The organism is Neisseria flavescens (assembly GCF_001618065.1).
Lineage (GTDB): Bacteria > Pseudomonadota > Gammaproteobacteria > Burkholderiales > Neisseriaceae > Neisseria > Neisseria flavescens_A.
In genome coordinates this window covers 219,346-241,301 of the sequence record NZ_LAEI01000041.1, presented here as the reverse complement: position 1 = coordinate 241,301, position 21,956 = coordinate 219,346, and the positions used below count along the sequence as shown (strand labels likewise).

20 protein-coding genes and 3 pseudogenes are annotated in these 21,956 nt (G+C 50.2%); 17 read left to right on the top strand and 6 right to left on the bottom strand.

Annotated features, from left to right (window positions below):
- The first annotated feature begins 174 nt into the window (after positions 1 to 174).
- The 6 genes and pseudogenes from TW89_RS06500 to trxA all read left to right on the top strand — a co-directional run bounded on the left by TW89_RS06500 (position 175) and on the right by trxA (position 6,286).
- Positions 175 to 1,155 (top strand): DNA polymerase III subunit delta', encoded by a 981-nt coding sequence (locus TW89_RS06500; protein WP_128580908.1) that lies wholly within the window; start codon positions 175 to 177, stop codon positions 1,153 to 1,155.
- 10 nt (positions 1,156 to 1,165) lie between these two features.
- On the top strand, positions 1,166 to 1,519 hold the full coding sequence (locus tag TW89_RS06495; protein WP_128580907.1) for a PilZ domain-containing protein: 354 nt from the start codon (positions 1,166 to 1,168) through the stop codon (positions 1,517 to 1,519).
- 4 nt (positions 1,520 to 1,523) lie between these two features.
- Positions 1,524 to 2,309 carry a TatD family hydrolase gene (locus TW89_RS06490; protein WP_128580906.1) on the top strand — a complete coding sequence of 262 codons (786 nt, stop codon included), beginning with the start codon at positions 1,524 to 1,526 and terminating at the stop codon, positions 2,307 to 2,309.
- Between the two features lie 336 nt (positions 2,310 to 2,645).
- Positions 2,646 to 4,180, top strand: a pseudogene (locus TW89_RS06485) (fatty acid--CoA ligase).
- An 81-nt stretch (positions 4,181 to 4,261) separates the two neighbouring features.
- Positions 4,262 to 5,827 carry an ABC transporter ATP-binding protein gene (locus tag TW89_RS06480; protein WP_128580905.1) on the top strand — a complete coding sequence of 522 codons (1,566 nt, stop codon included), beginning with the start codon at positions 4,262 to 4,264 and terminating at the stop codon, positions 5,825 to 5,827.
- 126 nt (positions 5,828 to 5,953) lie between these two features.
- Positions 5,954 to 6,286, top strand: coding sequence for a thioredoxin TrxA (trxA, locus tag TW89_RS06475; RefSeq protein ID WP_003681479.1), 333 nt, complete (start codon positions 5,954 to 5,956; stop codon positions 6,284 to 6,286).
- A gap of 61 nt (positions 6,287 to 6,347) precedes the next feature.
- Here the strand turns inward: trxA and TW89_RS06470 are convergent, their stop codons facing one another.
- The 6 genes and pseudogenes from TW89_RS06470 to TW89_RS06445 all read right to left on the bottom strand — a co-directional run bounded on the left by TW89_RS06470 (position 6,348) and on the right by TW89_RS06445 (position 11,044).
- Complete coding sequence (locus TW89_RS06470) at positions 6,348 to 6,665, bottom strand: DUF2322 family protein (protein WP_128580904.1); 318 nt, start codon at positions 6,663 to 6,665, stop codon at positions 6,348 to 6,350.
- A 97-nt stretch (positions 6,666 to 6,762) separates the two neighbouring features.
- A complete protein-coding gene (gene upp, locus TW89_RS06465; protein WP_107768795.1) occupies positions 6,763 to 7,389 on the bottom strand; it encodes a uracil phosphoribosyltransferase in 627 nt (208 codons plus the stop codon).
- Positions 7,390 to 7,535: 146 nt separating this feature from the next.
- On the bottom strand, positions 7,536 to 7,847 hold the full coding sequence (gene grxD / locus TW89_RS06460; protein ID WP_003681608.1) for a Grx4 family monothiol glutaredoxin: 312 nt from the start codon (positions 7,845 to 7,847) through the stop codon (positions 7,536 to 7,538).
- Positions 7,848 to 7,932: 85 nt separating this feature from the next.
- Entirely contained in the window at positions 7,933 to 9,183 is a 1,251-nt protein-coding gene (locus tag TW89_RS06455) for a glutamate-5-semialdehyde dehydrogenase (protein WP_128580903.1), read from the bottom strand.
- Positions 9,184 to 9,192: 9 nt separating this feature from the next.
- Entirely contained in the window at positions 9,193 to 9,996 is an 804-nt protein-coding gene (gene proB / locus TW89_RS06450) for a glutamate 5-kinase (RefSeq protein ID WP_107697020.1), read from the bottom strand.
- Between the two features lie 263 nt (positions 9,997 to 10,259).
- Positions 10,260 to 11,044 (bottom strand): annotated as a pseudogene (locus TW89_RS06445) (inositol monophosphatase family protein).
- A gap of 175 nt (positions 11,045 to 11,219) precedes the next feature.
- Here TW89_RS06445 and TW89_RS06440 point away from each other — a divergent pair.
- From TW89_RS06440 to TW89_RS06390, 11 genes and pseudogenes are all read left to right on the top strand, one after another.
- Positions 11,220 to 12,035 (top strand): RNA methyltransferase, encoded by an 816-nt coding sequence (locus TW89_RS06440; protein ID WP_049335615.1) that lies wholly within the window; start codon positions 11,220 to 11,222, stop codon positions 12,033 to 12,035.
- Between the two features lie 39 nt (positions 12,036 to 12,074).
- Entirely contained in the window at positions 12,075 to 12,944 is an 870-nt protein-coding gene (locus TW89_RS06435) for a DUF1853 family protein (RefSeq protein ID WP_128580902.1), read from the top strand.
- A 35-nt stretch (positions 12,945 to 12,979) separates the two neighbouring features.
- Positions 12,980 to 14,239, top strand: a complete 1,260-nt coding sequence (locus tag TW89_RS06430; protein WP_128580918.1) for an RsmB/NOP family class I SAM-dependent RNA methyltransferase — start codon at positions 12,980 to 12,982, stop codon at positions 14,237 to 14,239.
- 303 nt (positions 14,240 to 14,542) lie between these two features.
- A complete protein-coding gene (locus tag TW89_RS06425; RefSeq protein WP_128580901.1) occupies positions 14,543 to 15,772 on the top strand; it encodes a TolC family protein in 1,230 nt (409 codons plus the stop codon).
- A 43-nt stretch (positions 15,773 to 15,815) separates the two neighbouring features.
- On the top strand, positions 15,816 to 18,032 hold the full coding sequence (locus TW89_RS06420; protein ID WP_128580900.1) for a type I secretion system permease/ATPase: 2,217 nt from the start codon (positions 15,816 to 15,818) through the stop codon (positions 18,030 to 18,032).
- Between the two features lie 88 nt (positions 18,033 to 18,120).
- Complete coding sequence (locus tag TW89_RS06415; RefSeq protein WP_070607767.1) at positions 18,121 to 19,350, top strand: HlyD family type I secretion periplasmic adaptor subunit; 1,230 nt, start codon at positions 18,121 to 18,123, stop codon at positions 19,348 to 19,350.
- A gap of 197 nt (positions 19,351 to 19,547) precedes the next feature.
- Positions 19,548 to 19,778 (top strand): hypothetical protein, encoded by a 231-nt coding sequence (locus TW89_RS06410; protein ID WP_108700225.1) that lies wholly within the window; start codon positions 19,548 to 19,550, stop codon positions 19,776 to 19,778.
- A gap of 22 nt (positions 19,779 to 19,800) precedes the next feature.
- Positions 19,801 to 21,101, top strand: a pseudogene (locus TW89_RS06405) (replication initiation factor domain-containing protein).
- Positions 21,102 to 21,113: 12 nt separating this feature from the next.
- Positions 21,114 to 21,425, top strand: a complete 312-nt coding sequence (locus tag TW89_RS06400; protein ID WP_128580898.1) for a hypothetical protein — start codon at positions 21,114 to 21,116, stop codon at positions 21,423 to 21,425.
- A 13-nt stretch (positions 21,426 to 21,438) separates the two neighbouring features.
- On the top strand, positions 21,439 to 21,642 hold the full coding sequence (locus TW89_RS06395) for a hypothetical protein (protein ID WP_063075624.1): 204 nt from the start codon (positions 21,439 to 21,441) through the stop codon (positions 21,640 to 21,642).
- Positions 21,643 to 21,727: 85 nt separating this feature from the next.
- A complete protein-coding gene (locus TW89_RS06390) occupies positions 21,728 to 21,946 on the top strand; it encodes a major capsid protein (protein ID WP_070836707.1) in 219 nt (72 codons plus the stop codon).
- Positions 21,947 to 21,956: the final 10 nt, after the last annotated feature.

Below are 21,956 nucleotides of genomic sequence, written 5' to 3'. Positions count from 1 at the left end.
CATTTTCCCCAAATAAGCATGTGCAAAGGCTGTGAATAAGTCGGCTTAATGTTTGATATTTCAAAACAAAACGATATTTGATTAATTTTTAGGCAGTTTATTAAAGGCCGTCTGAAACCTTTTTCAGACGGCCTGAGAGTATAATAACCACCTACCTTATAGTTCCCAAACGATATGATTTATCCATGGCATGAAACCCAATGGCAACAGCTCACCGCCCATTGGCAAAACCGTCCCAACGCCTGGCTGTTTACCGGCAAAGAAAATACCGGCAAAACCGAGTTTGTCCGCTTTGTCGCGCAGGCATTGCTGTGCGAATCGCCCAAGTCCGATCATGAACCCTGCGGCGAGTGTGCTTCGTGCCATTTGTTCAGCCAAAATACCCATCCCGACTTTTACGAACTCACGCCGGAAATTCCCGAAGGTGAGACAACGGGACGCAAACTCCTGCAAATCAAAATCGATGCCGTGCGCGATATTGTGGAAAACATTTACCTGACCGCTGTCCGAGGCGGCCTGCGCGTGGTATTGGTGCATCCGGCGGAAAGCATGAACACACAGGCAGCAAACGGCTTGTTGAAAGCTCTGGAAGAGCCGCCGCAACACGTCGTTTTCCTGCTCGTTACCCATGCGCGCGACAAACTCCTGCCTACCATCAAAAGCCGTTGCCGCCAGATGGTGCTGCCCTCGCCTACCCATGAGCAGGCTGCGGCATACCTGCGCCAACAGGGTGTGGGAAATGCTGAAGCCTTGTTGGCATTCCACAGCGGCGCGCCTTTATTCACGCCGACTCCCGAATTGGACGCATTGCGCGAAGAGTTGCTGACGCTGCTGGCCGCCCCGCGCCTGTTAGCCATACTCGACTACGCCGCCGCGTTCGACAAACAAAAACAACCGCTGGCCGTTTTCATCGACTGGCTGCAAAAGTGGCTGATGGATGTCGGCTTGGCACAACAAAATATGGCGCCGCTTTATTATCCACACCATGCCCAAGCCCTGCTTCAGACGGCCTCTAAAACCGATTCACGCAAGCTGTTTACCCTGTTGGGCCGTCTGAACGCGCTCAACCCTTACGGATACCATACCTTGAGTGTTAAAATGCAGCTTGAGTATCTGCTTATCGAATATTTAGATTTTTGGCAAAACAAACCCTAATAGGTAATAAATGATGAATAAAAAAGACATTCCGGCGAAGATGTTGGCTTTGCGACTCAAAGACCCCAATTTGTTGTACAACTGCTATATGCCGTTTTTAGAACACGGCGGACTGTTCGTACCGACCGATGACGTATTCTCCCTAGGCGAAGACATCCTCTTGGCCGTAGAAATCGCCGACTATCCCAAACGTTTCCTGCCAACCAAAGTCGTTTGGATCAATCCGGCGCGCACTTCGGCTCACCGCCCCAAAGGCGTAGGCCTTGCATTCTCCGAACACGAAAGCTGCCTGCAGGCAAAAAACCTGATCGAAGCCGAACTTGGTCCGCGCCTGCGCAGCGACCGCACTACTTTTACCCTGTAATACCATGTACTTAATCGATTCACATTGCCATCTCAACTTTGACGGCTTAAAAGACCGCCTACCCGAAGTCTTTGCCAATATGGAAGCGCAAAGCGTCAAACAAGCGCTTGCCATCAGCGTCAGCAAACAAAGTTTTGCCGAAGTCTTCGACATTGCTCAGGCAAATGACCATATCTACTGCACCATCGGCATACATCCCGACAGCCAAGAAGCGGAAGAATTTACCATTGCCGAAATGGTAGAAGCGGCCAAACATCCGAAAATCGTCGGTATTGGCGAAACCGGTTTGGACTATTACTGGTGCAAAGGCGATTTGTCATGGCAGCATCAACGCTTTGCCGACCATATCCAAGCCGCCAACGAAAGCGGCCTGCCCGTTATCGTCCACACGCGCGATGCGGCCGAAGACACATTACGGATTTTGAAAGAGTGCCACACCAACTCCGGAGTGATTCACTGCTTCTCTGAAGACGTCGCCTTTGCCAAAGCCGCTTTGGATTTGGGCATGTATATCTCCTTCTCCGGCATTGTGACGTTTAAAAACGCACCGCTGATACAGGAAGCCGCCAAATACGTCCCAGCCGATAGAATCTTGGTAGAAACCGATGCGCCTTTCCTCGCGCCGGTTCCCAAACGCGGCAAACAAAACGAGCCTTCCTACGTCCGCTATACAGCCGAATTCTTAGCCAATCTGCGCGGCGAGAGCTTGGAAACATTGGCACAAAACACCAGCGACAATTTCTATCGCCTGTTTAAGAAAGTGCCCGATGGCCGTCTGAACAACGGCTAGGTCTAAAGCCTCTACCATCGGCTCTGCCTACCTGTCATCTAGATCCTGCCTCAAACTCAACGGTAAACTCGAAATGGCTTGAGACAGAAACGCAATCGGTTTGCGCTATCTTCCGAACGGCAGACTTTGAAGAATGGGAATATTCCCATCAATACAATAAATAAGTTTAAATTCAAAATATTGCTTTCCTAAGCCCAGCAAAGCTCAAGGCCGTCTGAAAGTATTTTCAGACGGCCTCTTGCTTATTTTACCGATAGGATGTAAAACCTATCCTTCGAAATAAACGGTTCATCGAAACCGTACATCAATCGACACAATATGGACACAAACTCCGAAATGCACACCCACCCTAATTTTTACGCTATGCTGACTGCAGCCTGCCAAAAAACGGTAAAGGCACGGTCATTTTCAACGACAAAGAAAAAATCAGCTATTCCTCCCTCAAACGTGAAGTAGAAACCGTCGCCGCCTATCTGCAACACCAAGGCGTACAATATGGCGACAGGGTTGCCCTTGTCGTTTCCAACTCTCCCGAATTTATTGCCGCCTATTTCGCCATTACCTCTATCGGCGCGGTAGCCGTCCCACTCAACGTCTTTTTGAAAAGCGAAGAATTTTCCTACATCCTCAATGACTGCGGCGCACGCTTTATGTTCGCCTCCGCACCGTTGGCCAAAGAACTCAAAAACATTAAAGCCAAAACCAAAGTCAATAAAATCATCTGGATTGGCGAAACCAACGCCGCCAGTGGCGATGACAGCTATTTCGATGCCGCGCGTACATTCCCCGGCAAGCCGAATCTGAGCCGTCAGCCGTCCGTCAACGATTTGGCGCACATTATCTATACCTCCGGCACAACCGGCCACCCCAAAGGCGCATTAATCAGTTACAGCAACCTGTTTTCCAACCTTTCGGGCATCGAACAAATTTTCCAAATCTCGCAAAAAGACCGCTTCGTCGTCTTCTTGCCCATGTTCCACAGCTTTACGCTGACCGCCATGGTTTTGCTGCCGATATCTCAAGCCTGCTCGATTATTTTGGTCAAATCCGTCTTCCCGTTCTCCAACGTGTTGAAACAGGTTTTGCTCAAACGCGCTACCATTTTCCTCGGCGTACCGGCTATTTACACTGCCATGAGCAAAGCCAAAATCCCTTGGTATTTCAGATGGTTCAACCGCGTCCGTCTGTTTATCAGCGGCGGCGCGCCTTTGGCCGGACAAACCATTGACGACTTTAAAGCCAAATTCCCGCGCGCCAAATTGCTGGAAGGCTACGGTTTGAGCGAATGCTCGCCCGTTGTGGCCGTCAATACGCCTGAGCGCCAAAAAACCGCCAGCGTCGGCGTCGCCCTGCCCGGCCTGACCGTAAAAGCCGTCGATGACGAATTAATCGAAGTGCCGCGCGGCGAAGTGGGCGAACTCATCATCAAAGGCGGCTCGGTCATGCAAGGCTACCTCAATATGCCTGACGCCACAGATGAAACCATCGTCAACGGTTGGCTGAAAACCGGCGACTTCGTTACCATAGACGAAGACGGCTTCATCTTCATCGTCGACCGCAAAAAAGACCTGATTATCTCCAAAGGCCAAAACGTCTATCCGCGCGAAATCGAAGAAGCCATCTACAAGCTTGAAGCCGTGGAAGCCGCCGCCGTAATCGGCGTGAAAGACCAATACGCCGATGAAGAAATCATTGCCTTTATCCAACTCAAAGAAGGCATGAAACTGGAAGAAGCCGAAGTCCGCAGCCACCTGCGCGGCCTGTTGGCAAACTTTAAAATCCCCAAACAAATCATCTTCCAAGACGAGCTGCCGCGCAATGCGACCGGCAAAGTGTTAAAACGCAAACTCAAAGAACAGTTTCAAGACTAAACCGCTGTTTCAGATGGCCCCTTGATTCATGCAGGCCGTCTGAAAACCTGTCATCAACAAACTTTTCAGACGGCCACAACCATGACGACACCGATACTCGAAATCGAAAACCTAAACGGCTCCTTTCCGAGCAAGCAAGTCCTGCACGATATCAACCTGACCTTGCAACCCGGCCGCAAACTGGCATTGGTCGGCGAGAGTGGCAGCGGCAAAACCGTATTGTCGCAAGGCATTATGCGCCTGAATCCGATGGTTACCTTTGAAGGCCGTCTGAAATATTGCGGAACCGACCTGCTGCCCCAGCCCGAACGCGCCCTGCAAAAACTGCGCGGCCGCGAAATCGGCATGGTGTTTCAAGAACCCATGACCGCCCTCAACCCCGTCATGCGTGTCGGCGAACAAATCGCCGAAGTCCTGTCCCTGCATTTGGGTTTGGATAAAAAACAGGCATGGGCGCGCGCTATCGAACTCCTGGACGAAACCGGCATCCACCAGCCCGAGCAAAAAGCCCAGGCCTATCCTTTCCAACTTTCCGGCGGCCAACGCCAACGCTCCATGATTGCCATGGCCGTATCAGCCCAGCCCAAGCTCCTGATTGCCGACGAACCGACCACCGCTTTGGACGTTGCCGTTCAAGCCCAAATTCTCGACCTGCTCTCACGCCTGCAGGAAGAACACGGCATGACCATGCTCTACATTACGCACGACTTAAACCTTGTGCGCCGTTTTGCCGACGATGTCGCCGTTATGCGTGACGGCCGTATCCTCGAAACCGGCAAAGCAGCCGAAGTCTTCGCCAATCCGCAGCACGAATACACCAAAATGCTGCTCAACGCCGGCACAACGCGCCGAGTGGCTCCATTGCCTGAAAACCCTGCCACCGTCCTTAAGGCCGAACAAATCGCCTTTTCCGTCAAAGAATCAGACGGCTGGTTTAAAAAACGCGACAAAACCATTCTCAACCCCGTTTCTTTCGATCTCAAATCAGGGGAAACATTGGGCATTATCGGCGAAAGTGGCTGCGGCAAAACCACGCTGGCGAAAGCCGTTATGCACCTTATCGATTCCGAAGGCAGTCTGATTGTCAACGGCGAGCCATGGAAACGCGAATTACGCCGCGAAATCCAAATGGTGTTCCAAGACCCGTTCGGCGCATTCAATCCACGCATGAACGTCTTCGATACCGTTTCCGAAGCCTTACGCGTACACGAACCTGAAATGCCACGCGAAGAAATGCGCCGCCGCGTTCAAGAAGTCCTCAAACAAGTCGGCTTGCCCGAAGACGCCCTCGAACGCTATCCGCACGCATTCTCCGGCGGCCAGCGCCAACGCCTCGCCATCGCCCGCGCCATCATTGTCCGCCCGAAAATTCTCGTATTGGACGAACCAACCAGCGCGCTTGATGTCCAATGGCAACAACAAATCCTTGAATTGCTCAGCGGCCTGCAAAAAGAATACGGCCTCGCCTTCATCATCATCAGCCACGACCTCGCCGTCATCCGCGCCATTTCCCACCGCGTGATAGTGTTGAAAGACGGCAAAATCGTTGAAGAAGGCGAATGCGAAAACGTGTTTGCCAATCCAAGCAGCGACTACACGCGCCATTTGATTGCCCACTCCGGCCACATGGTTCAAGAGGCCGTCTGAATCTTTAAGGATTACGATAGACGCATTTCAAAAAAACTATTACCGGGCGGCGGCACTTGAAATTTTCCCTGTCTGCCACTATTCTGAACAACGTATTCATTAATCCCGATTTAAAAGGAAACAAACATGAGCAGCGAATTGATTATCCACGCCAGCGATGCCAGCTTCGAACAAGACGTTTTGAAATCCGACGTACCTGTATTGCTGGACTTTTGGGCACCATGGTGCGGCCCTTGCAAAATGATTGCCCCAATCTTGGACGACATCGCATCCGAATTCCAAGGCCGTCTGAAAGTCGTTAAAATCAACATCGACGACAATGAAGCCACTCCTGCCAAATTCGGCGTTCGCGGCATCCCTACCCTGATGGTGTTCAAAAACGGCGAAAACGTTGCAACTAAAGTCGGCGCATTGGCTAAAGGTCAACTGACTGCATTCGTTGAAGCTTCTATCGCTTAAGGCTTTAAGCATATAAGAAGGCCGTCTGAAAATAATTTTCAGACGGCCTTTTTTGTATTCATTAAGCAGCCAAGGGTTTCAAAGTCAGGCCGATATTGTCAGCTTTCACTTTAAACAGCAAATCAATATTCGGATGTTTGCCCGGATTGGCTTCGGCATCAGCAACATGTTCGGCAAACCATGCCATGCCGCGTTCTGCCGCCGCTGCGTCAAGTTTACCGTCAAACTCTTGCGCCAAAGCATGGTAAAGCTTGAGCGAGCCTTGTTTGCCTGGCGCATTGGGAATGTGATGAACCGCATTGCCCTCTTTATCGAGAATATCCAAGCCGATCAAATGGTCGATGGCAGGCATGGTGGCCAGATTATCTTGGAAGCTCATGATTGTCCTTTCTGATGTGGGTTTTAAAGCAAACCATATAACAAGGCCGTCTGAAAGTTTAGGTTTGACACTTTTCAGACGGCCTTAAACATTTCAATTAACGTGTACCGAAAATCTTATCACCGGCATCGCCCAAGCCTGGGATGATGTAGCCGTGTTCATTCAAGTGGCTGTCGAGCGCGGCAGTGTAGATGGTTACATCAGGATGCGCGTCATTGACAGCTTTCACGCCTTCCGGAGCGGCAACCAATACCAATGCTTTGATATTGCTGCAACCTTTGGCTTTCAAAAGGTCGATGGTGGCAACCATAGAGCCGCCGGTCGCCAACATCGGGTCAATAATCAGTGCAGGACGCTCGTCCATGCTGTCAACGAATTTCTCAAAGTAAGAAACCGGTTTCAAAGTTTCTTCATCGCGCTGCAAGCCGACAACGCTGATTTTGGCAGTCGGAATCAGGTCGAGTACGCCGTCGAGCATACCCAAACCGGCACGCAAAATCGGGACGACGGTCAGCGTTTTGCCTTTGATGCGGTCGCCTTCAATAGAGCCGCACCAGCCGTCAATAATGTATTTTTCAATTTCAAAATCACGGCTGGCCTCATATGCCATCAGACGTGCCAACTCGGTGGTAAGCGTGCGGAATTTGTAAGTGCTGCAATCCGCTTCACGCATCAGCGTGAGTTTGTGGCGGACTAAAGGGTGGTTGATAACGGTAACGTTCATGTTGATTTTCCGAATTGCGTTGATGGAGGGGGATTATACTTTTTTTCGCATGGCGCGCAAAGTGCGTATTCATGCGAAAGGCCGTCTGAATCAGGGTTTCAGACGGACTTTGTCAACAATTTTACATTACGGAATATTGTAGATGATTAAGCTTTCAACAATTCTTGCAGTTCGCCGGCTTCGTACATTTCCATCAAAATGTCAGAACCGCCAACAAATTCGCCGTTGACGTACAGTTGAGGAATAGTCGGCCAGTCGCTGTATTCTTTAATGCCTTGGCGTACGGCATCGTTTTCCAATACGTTGACAGTCACATAGTCGGTGCAACCTGCCGCATTCAGGATTTGTACGGCACGGGAAGAGAAGCCACATTGCGGGAATTGCTTCGTGCCTTTCATGAACAATACGACGCGGTGGGTGGTTACGACTTCTTTGATTTGATCGTGGATAGAGGACATGTGTATTCCTTTTACTAAATCGGTTGTTCGGGGAAAATCAAATTTCCCGCCATTATACGCAAATTGATGGAATTGGGGGCGTTTCTCAACGTCGGATCTGACCGTTGCCATTGATATAGAATTTGGTCGAAGTCAGCGCTTCCAAACCCATCGGGCCACGGGCGTGCATTTTTTGAGTAGAAATACCGATTTCCGCGCCCAATCCGAAAACAAAGCCGTCGGTGAACCGAGTGGACGCATTGACATAAACCGCCGCCGCATCAATGCTTTCTTGGAAATACTCGGCATGGGCAATGCTTTGGGTCACAATCGCTTCCGAGTGATGCGTCGTGTGGCCGTTAATCCAATCGACGGCTTCTTCCACGGATTTCGCTGTCTTGACCGACATAATATAGTCAAGAAACTCGGTACTGTAATCTTCCTCGGTTGCCAAAACAGCATTTTTAAACATACGCAGTGCTTCCTGATCGACTCTAAATTCGACCGGATGCACTTTGGCAACGGCTTCTTCCAGTTTGGGCAAAAACGCTTCCGCTATCTTTTCATGAACAACCAAAGATTCAGCGGCATTACACACGCTTGGGCGCTGCGTTTTGGCATTCACGACGATATCGACCGCCATCTCCAAATCGGCACTGTCATCTACATAAATATGGCAATTACCGACTCCGGTTTCAATGACGGGAACTTTCGATTTCTCTTTCACCGTCTGAATCAAGCGCGCACCGCCGCGTGGAATCAGCACATCAATATAATCAACCGCCTGCATCAATTCCTCGGCAGCGGCATGACTGGTATCTTCAACCAGCTGCACCACATCGGCATCCATTCCCGCTTTTACCAAAGTCTGCCTGATGACGGCAATCAATGCAGTATTGGAATGGATGGCATCACGACCACCGCGCAAAATAATGGCATTGCCGGTTTTAAAGGCCAGAGAGAACGCATCGACCGAAACATTCGGGCGGCTTTCAAAAATCATGGCAACCACGCCCAAAGGCACGCGTTTTTGAACAATCTTCAAGCCGTCCAGATTGGTATAACCGCGGACAACCTGCCCAATCGGGTCCTGCAAATCGGCAACCTGCTCAACACCTTCCGCAATGCCTTTGATGCGTTCATGATTCAAGCGCAGCCTGTCGAGCATAATGTCCGAAATGCCGTTTTCTTTTGCAGCGACCAAATCGCGGGCATTTTCCGCCAAAATCATCTCAGCCTGTTCAACCAAATCCTTTGCAACCTGACGCAGCAGATTGTTTTTTTCCACGCTTCCCAAGCTGATTAACGTTTTACTGGCTTTTTGGGCATTCTTGCCCATCTGTTCGATATAGCTCATCAAACCTCCCTATTTCTCTTGTGCAAACCACGTTCCGATAGGCGCGCCATCTAAAACCTGAAGGATATCGCGCGGATTGGCGCTGTTCATCAACACCATCTGGCTGTGATGTTCAAACATCATCTGCGCGCTCTTAATCTTACTGAGCATGCCGCCCGTACCAAATTTACTGCCCGATCCGCCGGCAGAAGCAATAATTTCCTCGGTAATATCGGCAACATGGCTGCGCAGCTTGGCATCGGCGTGAACAGCCGGATTTTTATCAAACAAACCGTCGATATCGGACAACATAATCAGCAAATCGGCTTTAACGATTTTCGCCACGACTGCCGACAAACGGTCGTTATCGCCAAATTTGGTCGCATGGTCCATCTCGTCCACGCTGACCGCATCGTTCTCATTGACAATAGGGATGACGCCGATGGAAAGCAGGGATTCAAAAGCATTGGTAACGTTTGCCAAACTTTCCGGATATTCGACCACATCACGCGTCAGCAGGATTTGCGATACCGTCATCCGATAATGGGAAAAAATCTGCGAGTAAAGGCTCATCATGGCCACTTGGCCGACGCTGGAAACAGCCTGCTGCTGCGCCATTTCTGCCGGACGTTTTTCCATATTGAGGACATTCAGCCCGAAGCCCATCGCACCGGAAGACACCAGCACAATTTCTTTGTCCTTACTGACCAAGCTGGAAATGACAAAGGCCAGTTGGTCGATTTTTGCCAAATTGATTTTGCCGTTTGGCAACACCAAAGAACTGGTTCCAATCTTAATGACAATGCGTTTTACTGCTTCAAAATCTCGTTTCATTATTCTCCTCTGCTTTCTATTTTTATGATTGCATGCGGCATTATTTCAGCCAAACGTATCCACATCATAACTGCGAAGCAATAGAAAATACAGACAAAATTAAAAACGCCTCCTTTAAAAGCCATATTTTCAGCTTTTATCCGAATCCGTTAACAACAAAACAAAAGGCCGTCTGAAACCCTATTTCAGGTTTCAGACGGCCTTTTACCGATTATTGAAAATCCGGCCTGCCATGATAAATACAGACCGTTCCCTACAAACGCTTATTGATGGTCAGAAATAATTTTCAGCATTTGCGCCAATACCTTAGGATTGGCCGCAACGATGTCGCCGCTTTCCAACCAGCCTTCATTACCGGACATATCGGTAACGATGCCGCCTGCTTCTTGGACAATCAATGCACCAGCGGCAATATCCCAAGGTTTGAGGTTGAACTCGAAGAAACCGTCCAAACGACCGGCCGCAACGGCACACAAATCCAAAGAAGCCGCGCCTTCACGACGGCCGCCGGCGGTTTTTGCCAAGAAATCTTTCAAAATCGCCAGATACTTGTCCATCATGCTTTGATCGACGACAGGGAAACCGGTACCGATCAGGCAGCGGTTCAATTCAATGCGGTTGGAAACGCGGATGCGGCGGTCGTTGAGCAACGCACCTTTGCCGCGGGAAGCCATGTACACGTCGTTGCGCTCAGGTGCGTACACCAAAGCTTCTTGCAACACGCCTTTGTGCAGGAGTGCGATAGAGATAGCGTATTGAGGATGGCCGTGGAGGAAGTTGGTTGTGCCGTCGAGCGGGTCGATAATCCATTCGTACTCGGCGGTGGCTTTACCGTGGGAGCCGCCTTCTTCGCAAGTGATTTTGTGATGCGGATAGGCTTCTTTAAGCGCTTCCACCAAAATCATTTCGGAGCTGCGGTCAACATCGGAAACGAAGTCGTTGAATGCTTTGCTGTCTACTTTGACGGCATCCAGATTGCCGGCGGCGCGAATCATCATTTGCCCTGCTTTACGGGCGGCTTTGAAAGCGGTATTTAAAACGGATTCATGGTTTTCTTCCTAATTCAGGTAAAATACGCCCTAATGCGCCGAACAAGGCACACAAGAGGCTGTTAATCGTTTCCGATGCTGTTAAAGAACATTTCAGACGGCATGAAAAAAGGCCGTACTGAAAACAAAAGATGGCGCATTATACCTGATTCCCGTACAAACAGAAAACAAAACATGACTTCCGAAAAACCCGCCCTGCCCGCTTATCTGGACAACATCCGCATCATCCTCACGCGCACCAGCCATCCTGCCAATATCGGCTCCGCCGCGCGCGCCATGAAAACGATGGGCCTGCACAAACTGACCATCGTCGCCCCCAATCTGATGGCAACGCCGATGACGGAAAATCCTCCCGTATTTGATCCGGAGCATCCGCAATCGTTTAAATTACCGGAAGAAAGTTTCATCCTCGCATCCGGTGCGGCAGACGTTTTGGAAAATGCCACCATTGCCGCTTCTTTGGACGAAGCCCTTGCCGACACCACCATCGCCTGCGCCCTGACCAGCCGCCGCCGCGAAATCACCGCGCCGCTGCAAACCCCGCGCGATTTGGTGCCCGAATTACTGCAGGCCGCCAACCGCGGCGAGAAAGTGGCACTGGTCTTCGGTAACGAAACTTTCGGCTTGAGCATCGAAGAAGTCCAGGCCTGCAACCGACTGATGACCATCAACGGCAATCCCGACTATTTCTCGCTCAACCTCGCCCAAGCCGTGCAGGTCGTGTGCTACGAAATCTTCAGTCAAACCGATTCGCCCATGACCCATCTGCAACAGGAAGACCACGCCGCGACCCACGAGCAAATCAAAGGCATGGTTGCCCACATGGAAAGCGTGATGAACGACATCGGCTTTTTCAACCGCCGCAACGGCGAGCGCCTGATGCGCCGTATGCAGAGCCTGTTCGGACGCGCCAACACGCAAACCGAAGACATCGATATCCTGCGCGGTTTTTTCAATACCGTCAGCCACCGTATCCATAAAAAAGACTAATTAAGGCCGTCTGAAAACGTTTCCAGCTTTTCAGACGGCATGACTGATATTCGGATAAGCATGAATTACGCCCTAGACGCATTATGGTGGAAACTCACCAGCCAACCCGTCCGCGACCTCGCCTCGCTGCTGACTGCGCCGCCTTTGTGGCAAAGCGGCTACGAATTGAGCGTGCGCGAACTATTGGGGGAACACGGTTTCCGCTACCTTTTGGCATTGGATGCCGATCCCTCGCCGCTGACGGATTACCTTGCCCAACGCGCCCCATTCAGCCATCGTCTCGGCATTTATGCCGAAGAGCTGCTGGCATTTTGGTTTGCCAACGCGCCACACGCCGAACTGCACGCATACAATCTGCCCGTTTTTTCAGACGGCCAAACCTTAGGCGCAGCAGATTTTGTCGCTTCCCTCAACCAACAGCCCTACCATATCGAGCTGGCGTGTAAATACTACGGCGGAGACCAAGTGCAAAACCTACGCGGCCTCAACACTAAAGACACGCTGACGGACAAAGTTGCCAAACTGGTGCAGCAATCCCAGCTGCTGCATACGCCGCAAGGCAAAGCAGCCTTAACCGCACAAGGCCTGCCGGAAAATCTGCTTCCTGCTTCCATCGTGCGCGGCATCAGCTTTTTTCCGCAAGGTTTCCATGCTTTTGAGCCGCCACTTAATCCATACGGCTGGCGCGGCATCTATATTCAAGATTGGGCGGAATATGGGTTTGAACGCCAAGAATCGCGCTATCACCTGCTCGACCGCATGGCCTACCTCGCGCCTGCGCGTGTTGCCGAAACCGAAACATTGAACGAAACCGAAATCCGCCGTATCGACCAAGGCTTGATTGCCGTTTTGGAATTACGGCCGGACGGCTTTTGGCACGAAATCGAACGCATCATGAAGGCCGTCTGAAACCATTTACCAACTTTAAGAGAACCCATTACATTATGAACGCCGCACAACTCGACCATACCGCCAAAGTTTTGGCTGAAATGCTGACTTTCAAACAGCCTTCCGATGCCGTCCTCTCCGCCTATTTCCGCGAACACAAAAAGCTCGGCCGCCAAGACCGCCACGAAATTGCCGAAACCGCCTTTGCCGCGCTGCGACACTATCAAAAAATCAGTACCGCCCTGCGCCGTCCGCACGCGCAGCCGCGCAAAGCCGCACTTGCCGCACTGGTTCTCGGCAGAAGCACCAATATCAGCCAAATCAAAGACCTGCTTGATGAAGAAGAAACAGAGTTTCTCGGCAATTTGAAAGCCCGCAAAACCGAGTTTTCAGACGGCCTGAATACCGCCGCAGAATTGCCGCAATGGCTGGTGGAACAACTGCAACAGCATTGGAGCGAAGAAGAAATCCTCGCCTTCGGCCGCAGCATCAACCAACCTGCCCCGCTCGACATCCGCGTCAATACCTTGAAAGGCAAACGAGATAAAGTGCTGCCGCTGTTGCAAGCCGAAAGTGCCGATGCAGAGGCAACGCCTTATTCACCTTGGGGCATCCGCCTGAAAAACAAAATCGCGCTTAACAAACATGAGCTGTTTTTGGACGGCACGCTGGAAGTCCAAGACGAAGGCAGCCAGCTGCTTGCCTTATTGGTAGGCGCAAAACGTGGCGAAATCATTGTCGATTTCTGTGCCGGCGCCGGCGGTAAAACCTTGGCTGTCGGTGCGCAAATGGCCAATAAAGGCAGAATCTACGCCTTCGACATTGCCGAAAAACGCCTTGCCAACCTCAAACCGCGCATGACCCGCGCCGGACTGACCAACATCCACCCCGAACGTATCAGCAGCGAACACGATGCCCGTATCGCCCGACTGGCAGGCAAAGCCGACCGCGTGTTGGTGGACGCGCCCTGCTCCGGTTTGGGTACTTTACGCCGCAATCCCGACCTCAAATACCGCCAATCCGCCGAGACCGTGGCTAACCTTTTGAAACAGCAACACAGCATCCTCGATGCCGCCTCCAAACTGGTAAAACCGCAAGGCCGCTTGGTGTACGCCACCTGCAGCGTGTTACCGGAAGAAAACGAGCTGCAAGTCGAACGTTTCCTGTCCGAACATCCCGAATTTGAACTCGTCAACTGCGCCGAACTGCTGCAAAGCCTGAAGGTTGATTTGGATACCGGAAAATACCTGCGTCTCAACTCCGGAGAACACCAAACCGACGGCTTCTTTGCCGCTGTATTGCAGCGTAAGGATTAAGGTTGAAAAAGGCCGTCTGAAATCCTTTCAGACGGCCTTTTTGATAGATTTTTTACATTAAAATCATTAGATACGATAGTCGCGCTCTGCAATAATATACTTTAAGGCATGTATCTTGACCTTTTATCAGAATATTGTGAAAAGCTGGAAAAAATGCTCTATGCTTTGTAAATGTATGTGTTCTCGTTCAAAATTCGCCCGGTCATGCCTCAGGTGATACCCGATACGGACAACGATAATATATAAATTATTTGGTTAAAAATCATGTCGCATATTTATTCTTCCCCCACAAAGCCCCGTTTATTGTCATCGGCCATTGTCGTCGCCTGCTGTCTGCTGCCGTTTCAGACGGCCTCTGCATACAGCCTGCAAGACATCCTCAGGGACGCTTTAATCAACGACCCGATTGTGCGTGAAGCCAAAGCCACTCAAGAAGCAGCGCAAAGCACAACCAAAGCCACGCGTGCGCGCCATTATCCTGTCGTTACCCTGACCGGCACGAAAGTGCTGGCGCAACACAATAAATACAACAGCAACGATATGGATGACGGTATCGGTGTGCGCGGCAGCGTGAACATTTACTCATGGGGTGCGATTGAAGCCGCCGTCCGCCGCGACCGCAGCCGCGAAGAATACTATCAACACAAATACACCGAAAGCCAAGAGCAGCTGGGCAGCGATATTGGCCGCCTCTACCTGAGCGCATTGCGTGCAAAAGAAACCCTGCTCCTCAACGAGCAGACTTTGGCGCGCCACAACAACCTCTTAAAAGACTTGGATACCATCGTCAAATATGATGCCGGCCGCCGTTCCGAACTGATTGAAGCGCGCGCGCGCCAACTGCAAGTGGCAAACATCATCGCCCAACAACGCCGCACCATGGATTTGGCACTGAGCCGCCTGTCCCGCTATACCTCGCGCCAGCTGACTGCCAACGATTTGGAAGATCCGTTTAAAAACGACACGGCGAAATCCATCAGCGAACGCTTCAACAACCCCAACCGCAACAACAATCCGTCCTATCAGGCGCAATTGGCCGAGCGCGACAGCGTCCGTGCCGATTTGGACGCTTCCAAAGCCGAACGCCTGCCTGCCCTTAATTTAGAAGGCAGTGCAACGCGTAACACCAGACAGCTTTATTTAAACGTTGCATGGAATGTGTTGGATATTGCTGCACGACACAATGTAGAACGCAATGCCAAATCATTGATTGCCGCAGAAGCCAAGTCCGAACAAATCCTGCGCGACATGAACGAACGCATTCAAACATCCGCCATCGATATGCAGGAAAGCGAACAGCGTACCGCGCTGACGGCGCAACACATTGCCGCCCAAAAAGAAGTCATCAAAGTGTACGAATTGCAGTTTAAAATCGCCCGACGTACGCTGACCGACGTTTTGAGCGCATACAGCGAGTTATCCTCCATCGAGCAGGATTATGTTGCCGCCCGCAACGATTTCCGCGATGCGGCGCTCGACTATTTAAATACCCAGGCCAAGATCTCCGCCTGGGTCGGTTTGGCACAAAAATAAAGCCATATCCGCCGGTTAAACCAAAAACATTACGCGAAAAAATATGAAAGCCATCATTGAACACATTGTTTTAGTGACCCGCCTTTTGGGTGCGCCCGTATCCGAAGCCGCTTTGTCCGCCGAAGTCGTGCGCGACAAAAAGCTCAAGGTCAACTATCACTCGCTGGTCGAAGTCCTGCGCAGCCACGGCTTTGAAAACACCTTATCCAAACGCAATCTGGAAGACATCCCCTCGCTTGCCGTGCCGGTCATGATTATCCTGCACAACGAAGAAGCTGCGGTCATCACCCAAATCGAAGGCTCAGGACAAGAGCGCAAATACCATATCCGCCAGGTTGACGGTTTGGAACAAGAACTCAGTCATGAGCAGCTCTCCGGCCTGTATTTGGGCTACTGCTGGTTTATCAAACCAAAAATGGCTACCGATATGCGCTCGGAGCTGCCTGAATACCATTTGCCCAAAGCATGGTTTTGGAAAGTCATTTGGCGTTTCCGCAGCTACTACTACCAAGTCATCTTGGCCACCATCATCATCAACTTCCTTGCACTCGTCAGCTCCCTGTATGTGATGAACGTGTACGACCGCGTGATTCCCAACCAAGCCTATGAAACCTTGTGGGTTTTGAGCATCGGCGTGGTCTTGGCAATTTTGTTTGAGTTTGCCGCCAAGATGATTCGCGGTCATTTGACCGATATTGCCGGCAAAAAAGCCGACCTGATCATCAGCTCCGCCCTGTTCCGCCGCGTGATGGCATTACGTCTGGCAGACCGTCCAGCTTCTTCCGGTTCATACGCCAGCAACCTGCGCGAATTTGAAGCCGTGCGCGAGTTTATGACCAGTGCCAGCTTGTTGACTATTGTCGACTTGCCTTTCCTGTTGCTGTTTATCTTCGTGATTTCCATGGTCGGCGGCAAACTGGCACTTGTTCCCCTGACCATCATTCCGATTGTCGTGATTGTCGGTTTTGTCGTACAACGCCCGCTCTCTCGCCACATCAACGAATCGATGAAAGAAGGTTCGCAACGCTCCGGCCTTGCCGTTGAAGCCATCGAAGGCATCGAAACCCTGAAAACCAACAACGCCACATCTTGGGCGCAACAACGTTGGGATGAATACACCGCCAAAACTTCCGCTTCTTCCATCAAAGTCAAAGACACCAGCAACTTCATGGTCAACTTCGCCGTTGCTATGCAGCAGCTCAATACCGTCTTCTTGGTCGTTGTCGGTACCTATTTGATTCACGCCGACAACCATGCAGAACGCATCACCATGGGTGCATTGATTGCCTCCGTGATTCTGTCCGGCCGCGCCTTGGCGCCATTGGCACAAATCGCCGGTTTGGCCACCCGCTTCCAACAGGCCAAACTTGCCCTCAAAGGCGTAAACGACATCGTTACCCGCCCTATAGAGCGCAATCCGGAACGCAAATACATTACTTTGGACAATGTTCAAGGCAGTATTACCTTTGAAAACGTATCGTTCAAATATCAAGCCGACAACAACAGCGCCGTCGAAGATTTGCGCCTAACCATCAAACCGGGCGAAAAAGTCGGTATTTTGGGCCGTATCGGCAGCGGTAAAAGTACCATGCTCAAACTGGCCAGCGGTCTGTACGACACTGAAAAAGGCAACGTTACCCTTGACGGCGTCGATATGCGCCAGCTGGATCCCAACTTCCTGCGCGATCAAGTTCTGCTGTTAAGCCAATCGCCACGCCTGTTCCTTGGTACATTACGTGAAAATATGGACTTGGCGCGTACCGGCAGTTACTCTACCGACCAAGACTTACTGACTGCGCTCAACCGCTTCGGCCTCGACAAAATCATCCGCAACCATCCGCGTGGTTTGGATATGCCTCTGGGTGAAGACGGTTTGGGCTTGTCCGGCGGTCAAAAACAAATCATCGCCTTGGCGCGCATGACCTTGCGCAACCCGAAAGTCGTCTTGCTGGACGAGCCGACCACCAGCCTGGACCAAGCCACTGAGCGTATGGCGCTCAATGCCATTGCACAATGGGGCCGCAACCGCACCATGCTTTTGGTGACGCACCGTCCGCAAGTGCTGCAAATCGTCAACCGCATCATTGTGATGGACAATGGTAAAGTCGTGATGGACGGCCCGCGTGACTTGGTATTGCAAAAACTCATGCAAAACGAACAGGCCAAAGCAGCCAACGTCAAACAACAACAGCAACAAGCTGCTGCAGTCAAACAGCAGCAACAACAAGCTGCCGCCGCCCCTCAATCAGCAGCACAATAAAGCAAAAGGCCGTCTGAAACCTACTTACTCTTTCAGACGGCCTGCCCTAATGGTTAAAATCCACCAAACACAATAAAGATACACGATTATGAGCCGCGAAAACAACGTCAAATCCAAAGACCTACACCTCATCAACGACCTCAATGCCGCCCTTCAAAAAGAAAAACACAGCGGCCAATTTTGGGTCATCATCCTATTCTTCCTTTTCCTGGTTGTCTTCGTCGTCTGGGCATACAACAGTCCTGTCGAAGAAGTGACCCGCGGCAACGGCAATATCATTCCCAGCAGCCGTGAGCAAGTCATCCAAAGCCTCGACCCCGGCATCGTAACCGAAATCATGGTTAAAGAAGGCGACATGGTCGAGAAAGATCAGATTCTGATGAAACTCGACGACACGCGCAGCTCCGCCGTTTTACGAGAAAGCGAAGCCAAAGTCGAAAACCTCGAAGCCACCGTTGCCCGACTTAAAGCCGAGGCCTACGGCACCAAGCTCTCCTTCCCTGACAGCGTGGGCCCTGAGCTTCGCCGTCGCGAAATCGCCGCCTACAAAGCACGCCGTCAAGCCATGACCGACGCCGTCAGCGGCCTCTCCCAAAGCAAGGCCGCGCTTGACCGCGAAATCGCCATTACCGCACCTATGGTTGCCGAAGGCGTGGTTTCCGAAGTCGAACTTTTAAGAATGCGCCGTGATTCTGCAGATTTGGCCACCCAAATCTCCGAACGCCGCAACCGCTACAAAGCCGATGCCAACAACGAACTCTTGCAAGCCGAATCTGAGCTGGCGCAATCCAAAGAAAACGTTGCCATGCGTGCCGACCCGGTTGAACGCTCGCAAATCCGCGCGCCTATGCGCGGCATCGTCAAAGGCATAAAAGTCACCACCATCGGCGGCGTTGTGAACGCAGGCGAAGACATCATGCAAATCGTCCCGGTTGACGACAAACTGCTGGTCGAAGCCTATATCCGTCCGCAAGACATCGCCTTTATCCGCGCAGGCCAACCTGCATTGGTTAAAGTCAGCGCCTACGACTACTCCATCTACGGCGGTTTGGAAGGCAAAGTTACCCTCGTTGGTGCCGATACCGTCAGCAACTCCATGCAAAACCGTGCCAACGACCTGAAACTCGACCCGAACCAAGTCTATTACCGTGTTCTCGTCCAAACCGAAAACAACTCCCTGAAAGACAAAAACGGCAAACCTATGCCGATTATTCCGGGCATGGTTGCAACGGTGGACATCAAAACCGGTGAAAAAACCATCTTCCAATACCTGATCAAACCGATTACTCGTATGAAACAAGCGTTGAGCGAACGCTAGATAAAACGATAAAAGGCCGTCTGAACGTTTTCAGACGGCCTTTGGTTTATGTTTTAAATGCCTGTTTATCCGGCAGATAAATTACTTCTCCTTAAAAATAGCTCCGACAAACGTCCTTATATATTGCGTTCCATCAGGGGCGCATATTCTTAATTCTTGTAAAGCCCCTTAACTCTAGCCAGTGAAGGGGCTTAATCATGTTTATTTTCTATACCGTCAATCCCGAACCCTTATCTTTCCCGAAAGCATACATCTTGAAAGTGTTCAGGGATAAAGACAACGAATCCCAATGCATCAAAACAGTTTGTTTCCCTATCCGCAATCCGACTTTGAAACAAAAAACCGAAAACGAAGCGTATGAATGCGGCAGATTGTTTGTAAAAGAATTGATGGATAAGGAATGCAACCGTGAAAGCCTTGGAATATAAAGCCGTGGCGGTAGGCGCAGACATGGCGGCCGCGCCAGCGGACGGCAAGGCTGCGACAACCGCCGAAGGCTGCCCCCCTAGGCTAATAGGGGGGGAGCAAAATAAAACCCCTAATCCGAAGGGTGCGGAAAAATCGGATAACCAAGACTTTGAGTTTGAATATTTCAGCCATTTCGTATCCGATGGAAAAGGCAAATTCATCGAAATACCTTTAAGACGTGGCAGGGATGACGGCGCATTTATTGACCAAATCACTTTCACGATTCACGAAGACAGTTTACCGAAAGTAACAGGCAAAGGATTGGTTTCAGATACAGAATTTGTTGTGAAGTATAGCGAGCTTTTAGAAGAAATTTTAGGTTTTGGCATTACCCAAAAACTACCGTTTAAAGGCAAGTTTTTCTATAAAAGCTGTTACCAACTTGGTCCGGATAACGTCGAATATGGCAAGGTTCATTACGGCGGTCAGCGTGAAACAATGTTGGTTGAATTGAATGGTACAGGTTGTCAGGCTGCTATACCCGGTTGGGAAAACCGACTGTATGAGTTTTTAAGTAAGTGCATACGTCCAAAAATTACCCGTGTTGACGTCGCCCATGATTTCTTTAACGGCGAATACACACCCGATCAGGCATTACTTGATCATGATAACGGTCATTTTGACGTTCATAACATGAGGCCAAAAAGCGAATGTAGAGGTACTGCATGGCGCAATGATGATGGTAGCGGCAAAACCTTTTATGTAGGTAAACGCGGCAATTCAAAATTCACTCGCGTTTATGAGAAAGGAAAACAATTTGGCGATGTCAACAGTCCATGGGTCAGGTTTGAAACTGAATTTCGGGCAGGCGATATAGAAATTCCCTTAGATGTTTTGCTTTATTCCGGTTCGTATCTTGGCGGTGCTTATCCGATATGTACGGCGATATTCAAAACAGAAGCCAAGCGGATGGATGCCAAGACAGAAACAGTAAATTTATCTTTCGATCATAAACTGTTCCATGCGCGTAATCAGGTTGGAAAAATGGTTAATTTCCTCCGCGATATAGGCTGGGATGATACAAAAATTGTCGATGAACTTGTAAAAGGCATTGAAGGTTATCCCAAAGGTTTACAACCTGAACAATACGACTGTAGAGATCAGACACAAAAGATTCAGTATATACACGAAGAGCAAAAAGCAATTGATGATTTGAACATGCAAACATTACTTGATGATTTGCTTGATGAGAAAGAAACCGCATTCCCACAAGACAGGGAAAAACACACATTAAAGACATCGAACTCGAAGAGAAAATTATTTCAAATTTTTTAAACAAGTAAAGGAAATTCAAAATGTTTGAGCAAAGCCAAGTAATCACATATTCAGCAACCCTCTTGGGAGCAAAACAATTTAAAGGCGAAATCGACGGTAACAAAATCGATTCTTGCACAGTTTTGGTAGCCAGCCCAATGCCGGCAAACGGCAATGCCGTAGGTTTTACCGCAGCAAGCATGAAATTTGGCGATAGCCATAATTTCGACAAGCTGAAAAATCTCAAATTCCCATGCGCGGTTGATGTAACCGTTGCCATGGAATCAACAGGTAAAGGCCTTGTTCCTAAATTGCTTGATTTCCAAGTTAAAGGCGCAACGCCCAAAGCCTAAGAAAGGCTGAATCATGAGTAAGTATCAGCAAAAATTTATTGTTCAAGAACTTGAAAATCATGAATTCATCTATCCCGATCCATTCGGCGATATTGGTTTCACGCCTAACATTAAATCTGCCGGTCAATATGAAAGCTATGAAGATGCTTTCAATTCGGCGATTGAAGAAATCGGCGGAGAATTTTTAATTTTCAGTTTTTATACAAAAGAAGATTAAGTTTAAGAGGCTCGGCGGGCGGTCTCTAAAACCTTCACATAGCCCGCAAACACATTTTTTTAAACATTTCGTTAAGGAAAACATCATGAAATTGATGAACACTTGCCGTAAATACGGCGCAAAACTGGCCGTTGTTGCCGCTGCTCCTTTGGCTTTCGCTACTCAAGCATGGGCCGAAGTACCTGAAAGCGTTAAAACCGACTTGGCTACTGCAAAGACTGACGCATTATCCGTTGCGGCTATCGTACTGGGTATTATCGCTTCAATCTTCGCTATCCAGCTGATCCGCCGCGTATTGCGCTAATTTGTAGCAT

Coding starts and splice junctions, on each gene's coding strand:
- TW89_RS06390 (WP_070836707.1), top strand. CDS start 21,728: ATGAAATTGATGAACACTTGCCGTAAATACGGCGCAAAACTGGCCGTT.
- proB (WP_107697020.1), bottom strand. CDS start 9,996: ATGAAACGAGATTTTGAAGCAGTAAAACGCATTGTCATTAAGATTGGA.
- upp (WP_107768795.1), bottom strand. CDS start 7,389: ATGAACGTTACCGTTATCAACCACCCTTTAGTCCGCCACAAACTCACG.
- TW89_RS06435 (WP_128580902.1), top strand. CDS start 12,075: ATGACTGATATTCGGATAAGCATGAATTACGCCCTAGACGCATTATGG.
- TW89_RS06410 (WP_108700225.1), top strand. CDS start 19,548: ATGTTTATTTTCTATACCGTCAATCCCGAACCCTTATCTTTCCCGAAA.
- TW89_RS06495 (WP_128580907.1), top strand. CDS start 1,166: ATGATGAATAAAAAAGACATTCCGGCGAAGATGTTGGCTTTGCGACTC.
- TW89_RS06470 (WP_128580904.1), bottom strand. CDS start 6,665: ATGAGCTTCCAAGATAATCTGGCCACCATGCCTGCCATCGACCATTTG.
- TW89_RS06480 (WP_128580905.1), top strand. CDS start 4,262: ATGACGACACCGATACTCGAAATCGAAAACCTAAACGGCTCCTTTCCG.
- TW89_RS06420 (WP_128580900.1), top strand. CDS start 15,816: ATGAAAGCCATCATTGAACACATTGTTTTAGTGACCCGCCTTTTGGGT.
- TW89_RS06490 (WP_128580906.1), top strand. CDS start 1,524: ATGTACTTAATCGATTCACATTGCCATCTCAACTTTGACGGCTTAAAA.
- TW89_RS06400 (WP_128580898.1), top strand. CDS start 21,114: ATGTTTGAGCAAAGCCAAGTAATCACATATTCAGCAACCCTCTTGGGA.
- grxD (WP_003681608.1), bottom strand. CDS start 7,847: ATGTCCTCTATCCACGATCAAATCAAAGAAGTCGTAACCACCCACCGC.
- TW89_RS06395 (WP_063075624.1), top strand. CDS start 21,439: ATGAGTAAGTATCAGCAAAAATTTATTGTTCAAGAACTTGAAAATCAT.
- trxA (WP_003681479.1), top strand. CDS start 5,954: ATGAGCAGCGAATTGATTATCCACGCCAGCGATGCCAGCTTCGAACAA.
- TW89_RS06415 (WP_070607767.1), top strand. CDS start 18,121: ATGAGCCGCGAAAACAACGTCAAATCCAAAGACCTACACCTCATCAAC.
- TW89_RS06430 (WP_128580918.1), top strand. CDS start 12,980: ATGAACGCCGCACAACTCGACCATACCGCCAAAGTTTTGGCTGAAATG.
- TW89_RS06500 (WP_128580908.1), top strand. CDS start 175: ATGATTTATCCATGGCATGAAACCCAATGGCAACAGCTCACCGCCCAT.
- TW89_RS06440 (WP_049335615.1), top strand. CDS start 11,220: ATGACTTCCGAAAAACCCGCCCTGCCCGCTTATCTGGACAACATCCGC.
- TW89_RS06455 (WP_128580903.1), bottom strand. CDS start 9,183: ATGAGCTATATCGAACAGATGGGCAAGAATGCCCAAAAAGCCAGTAAA.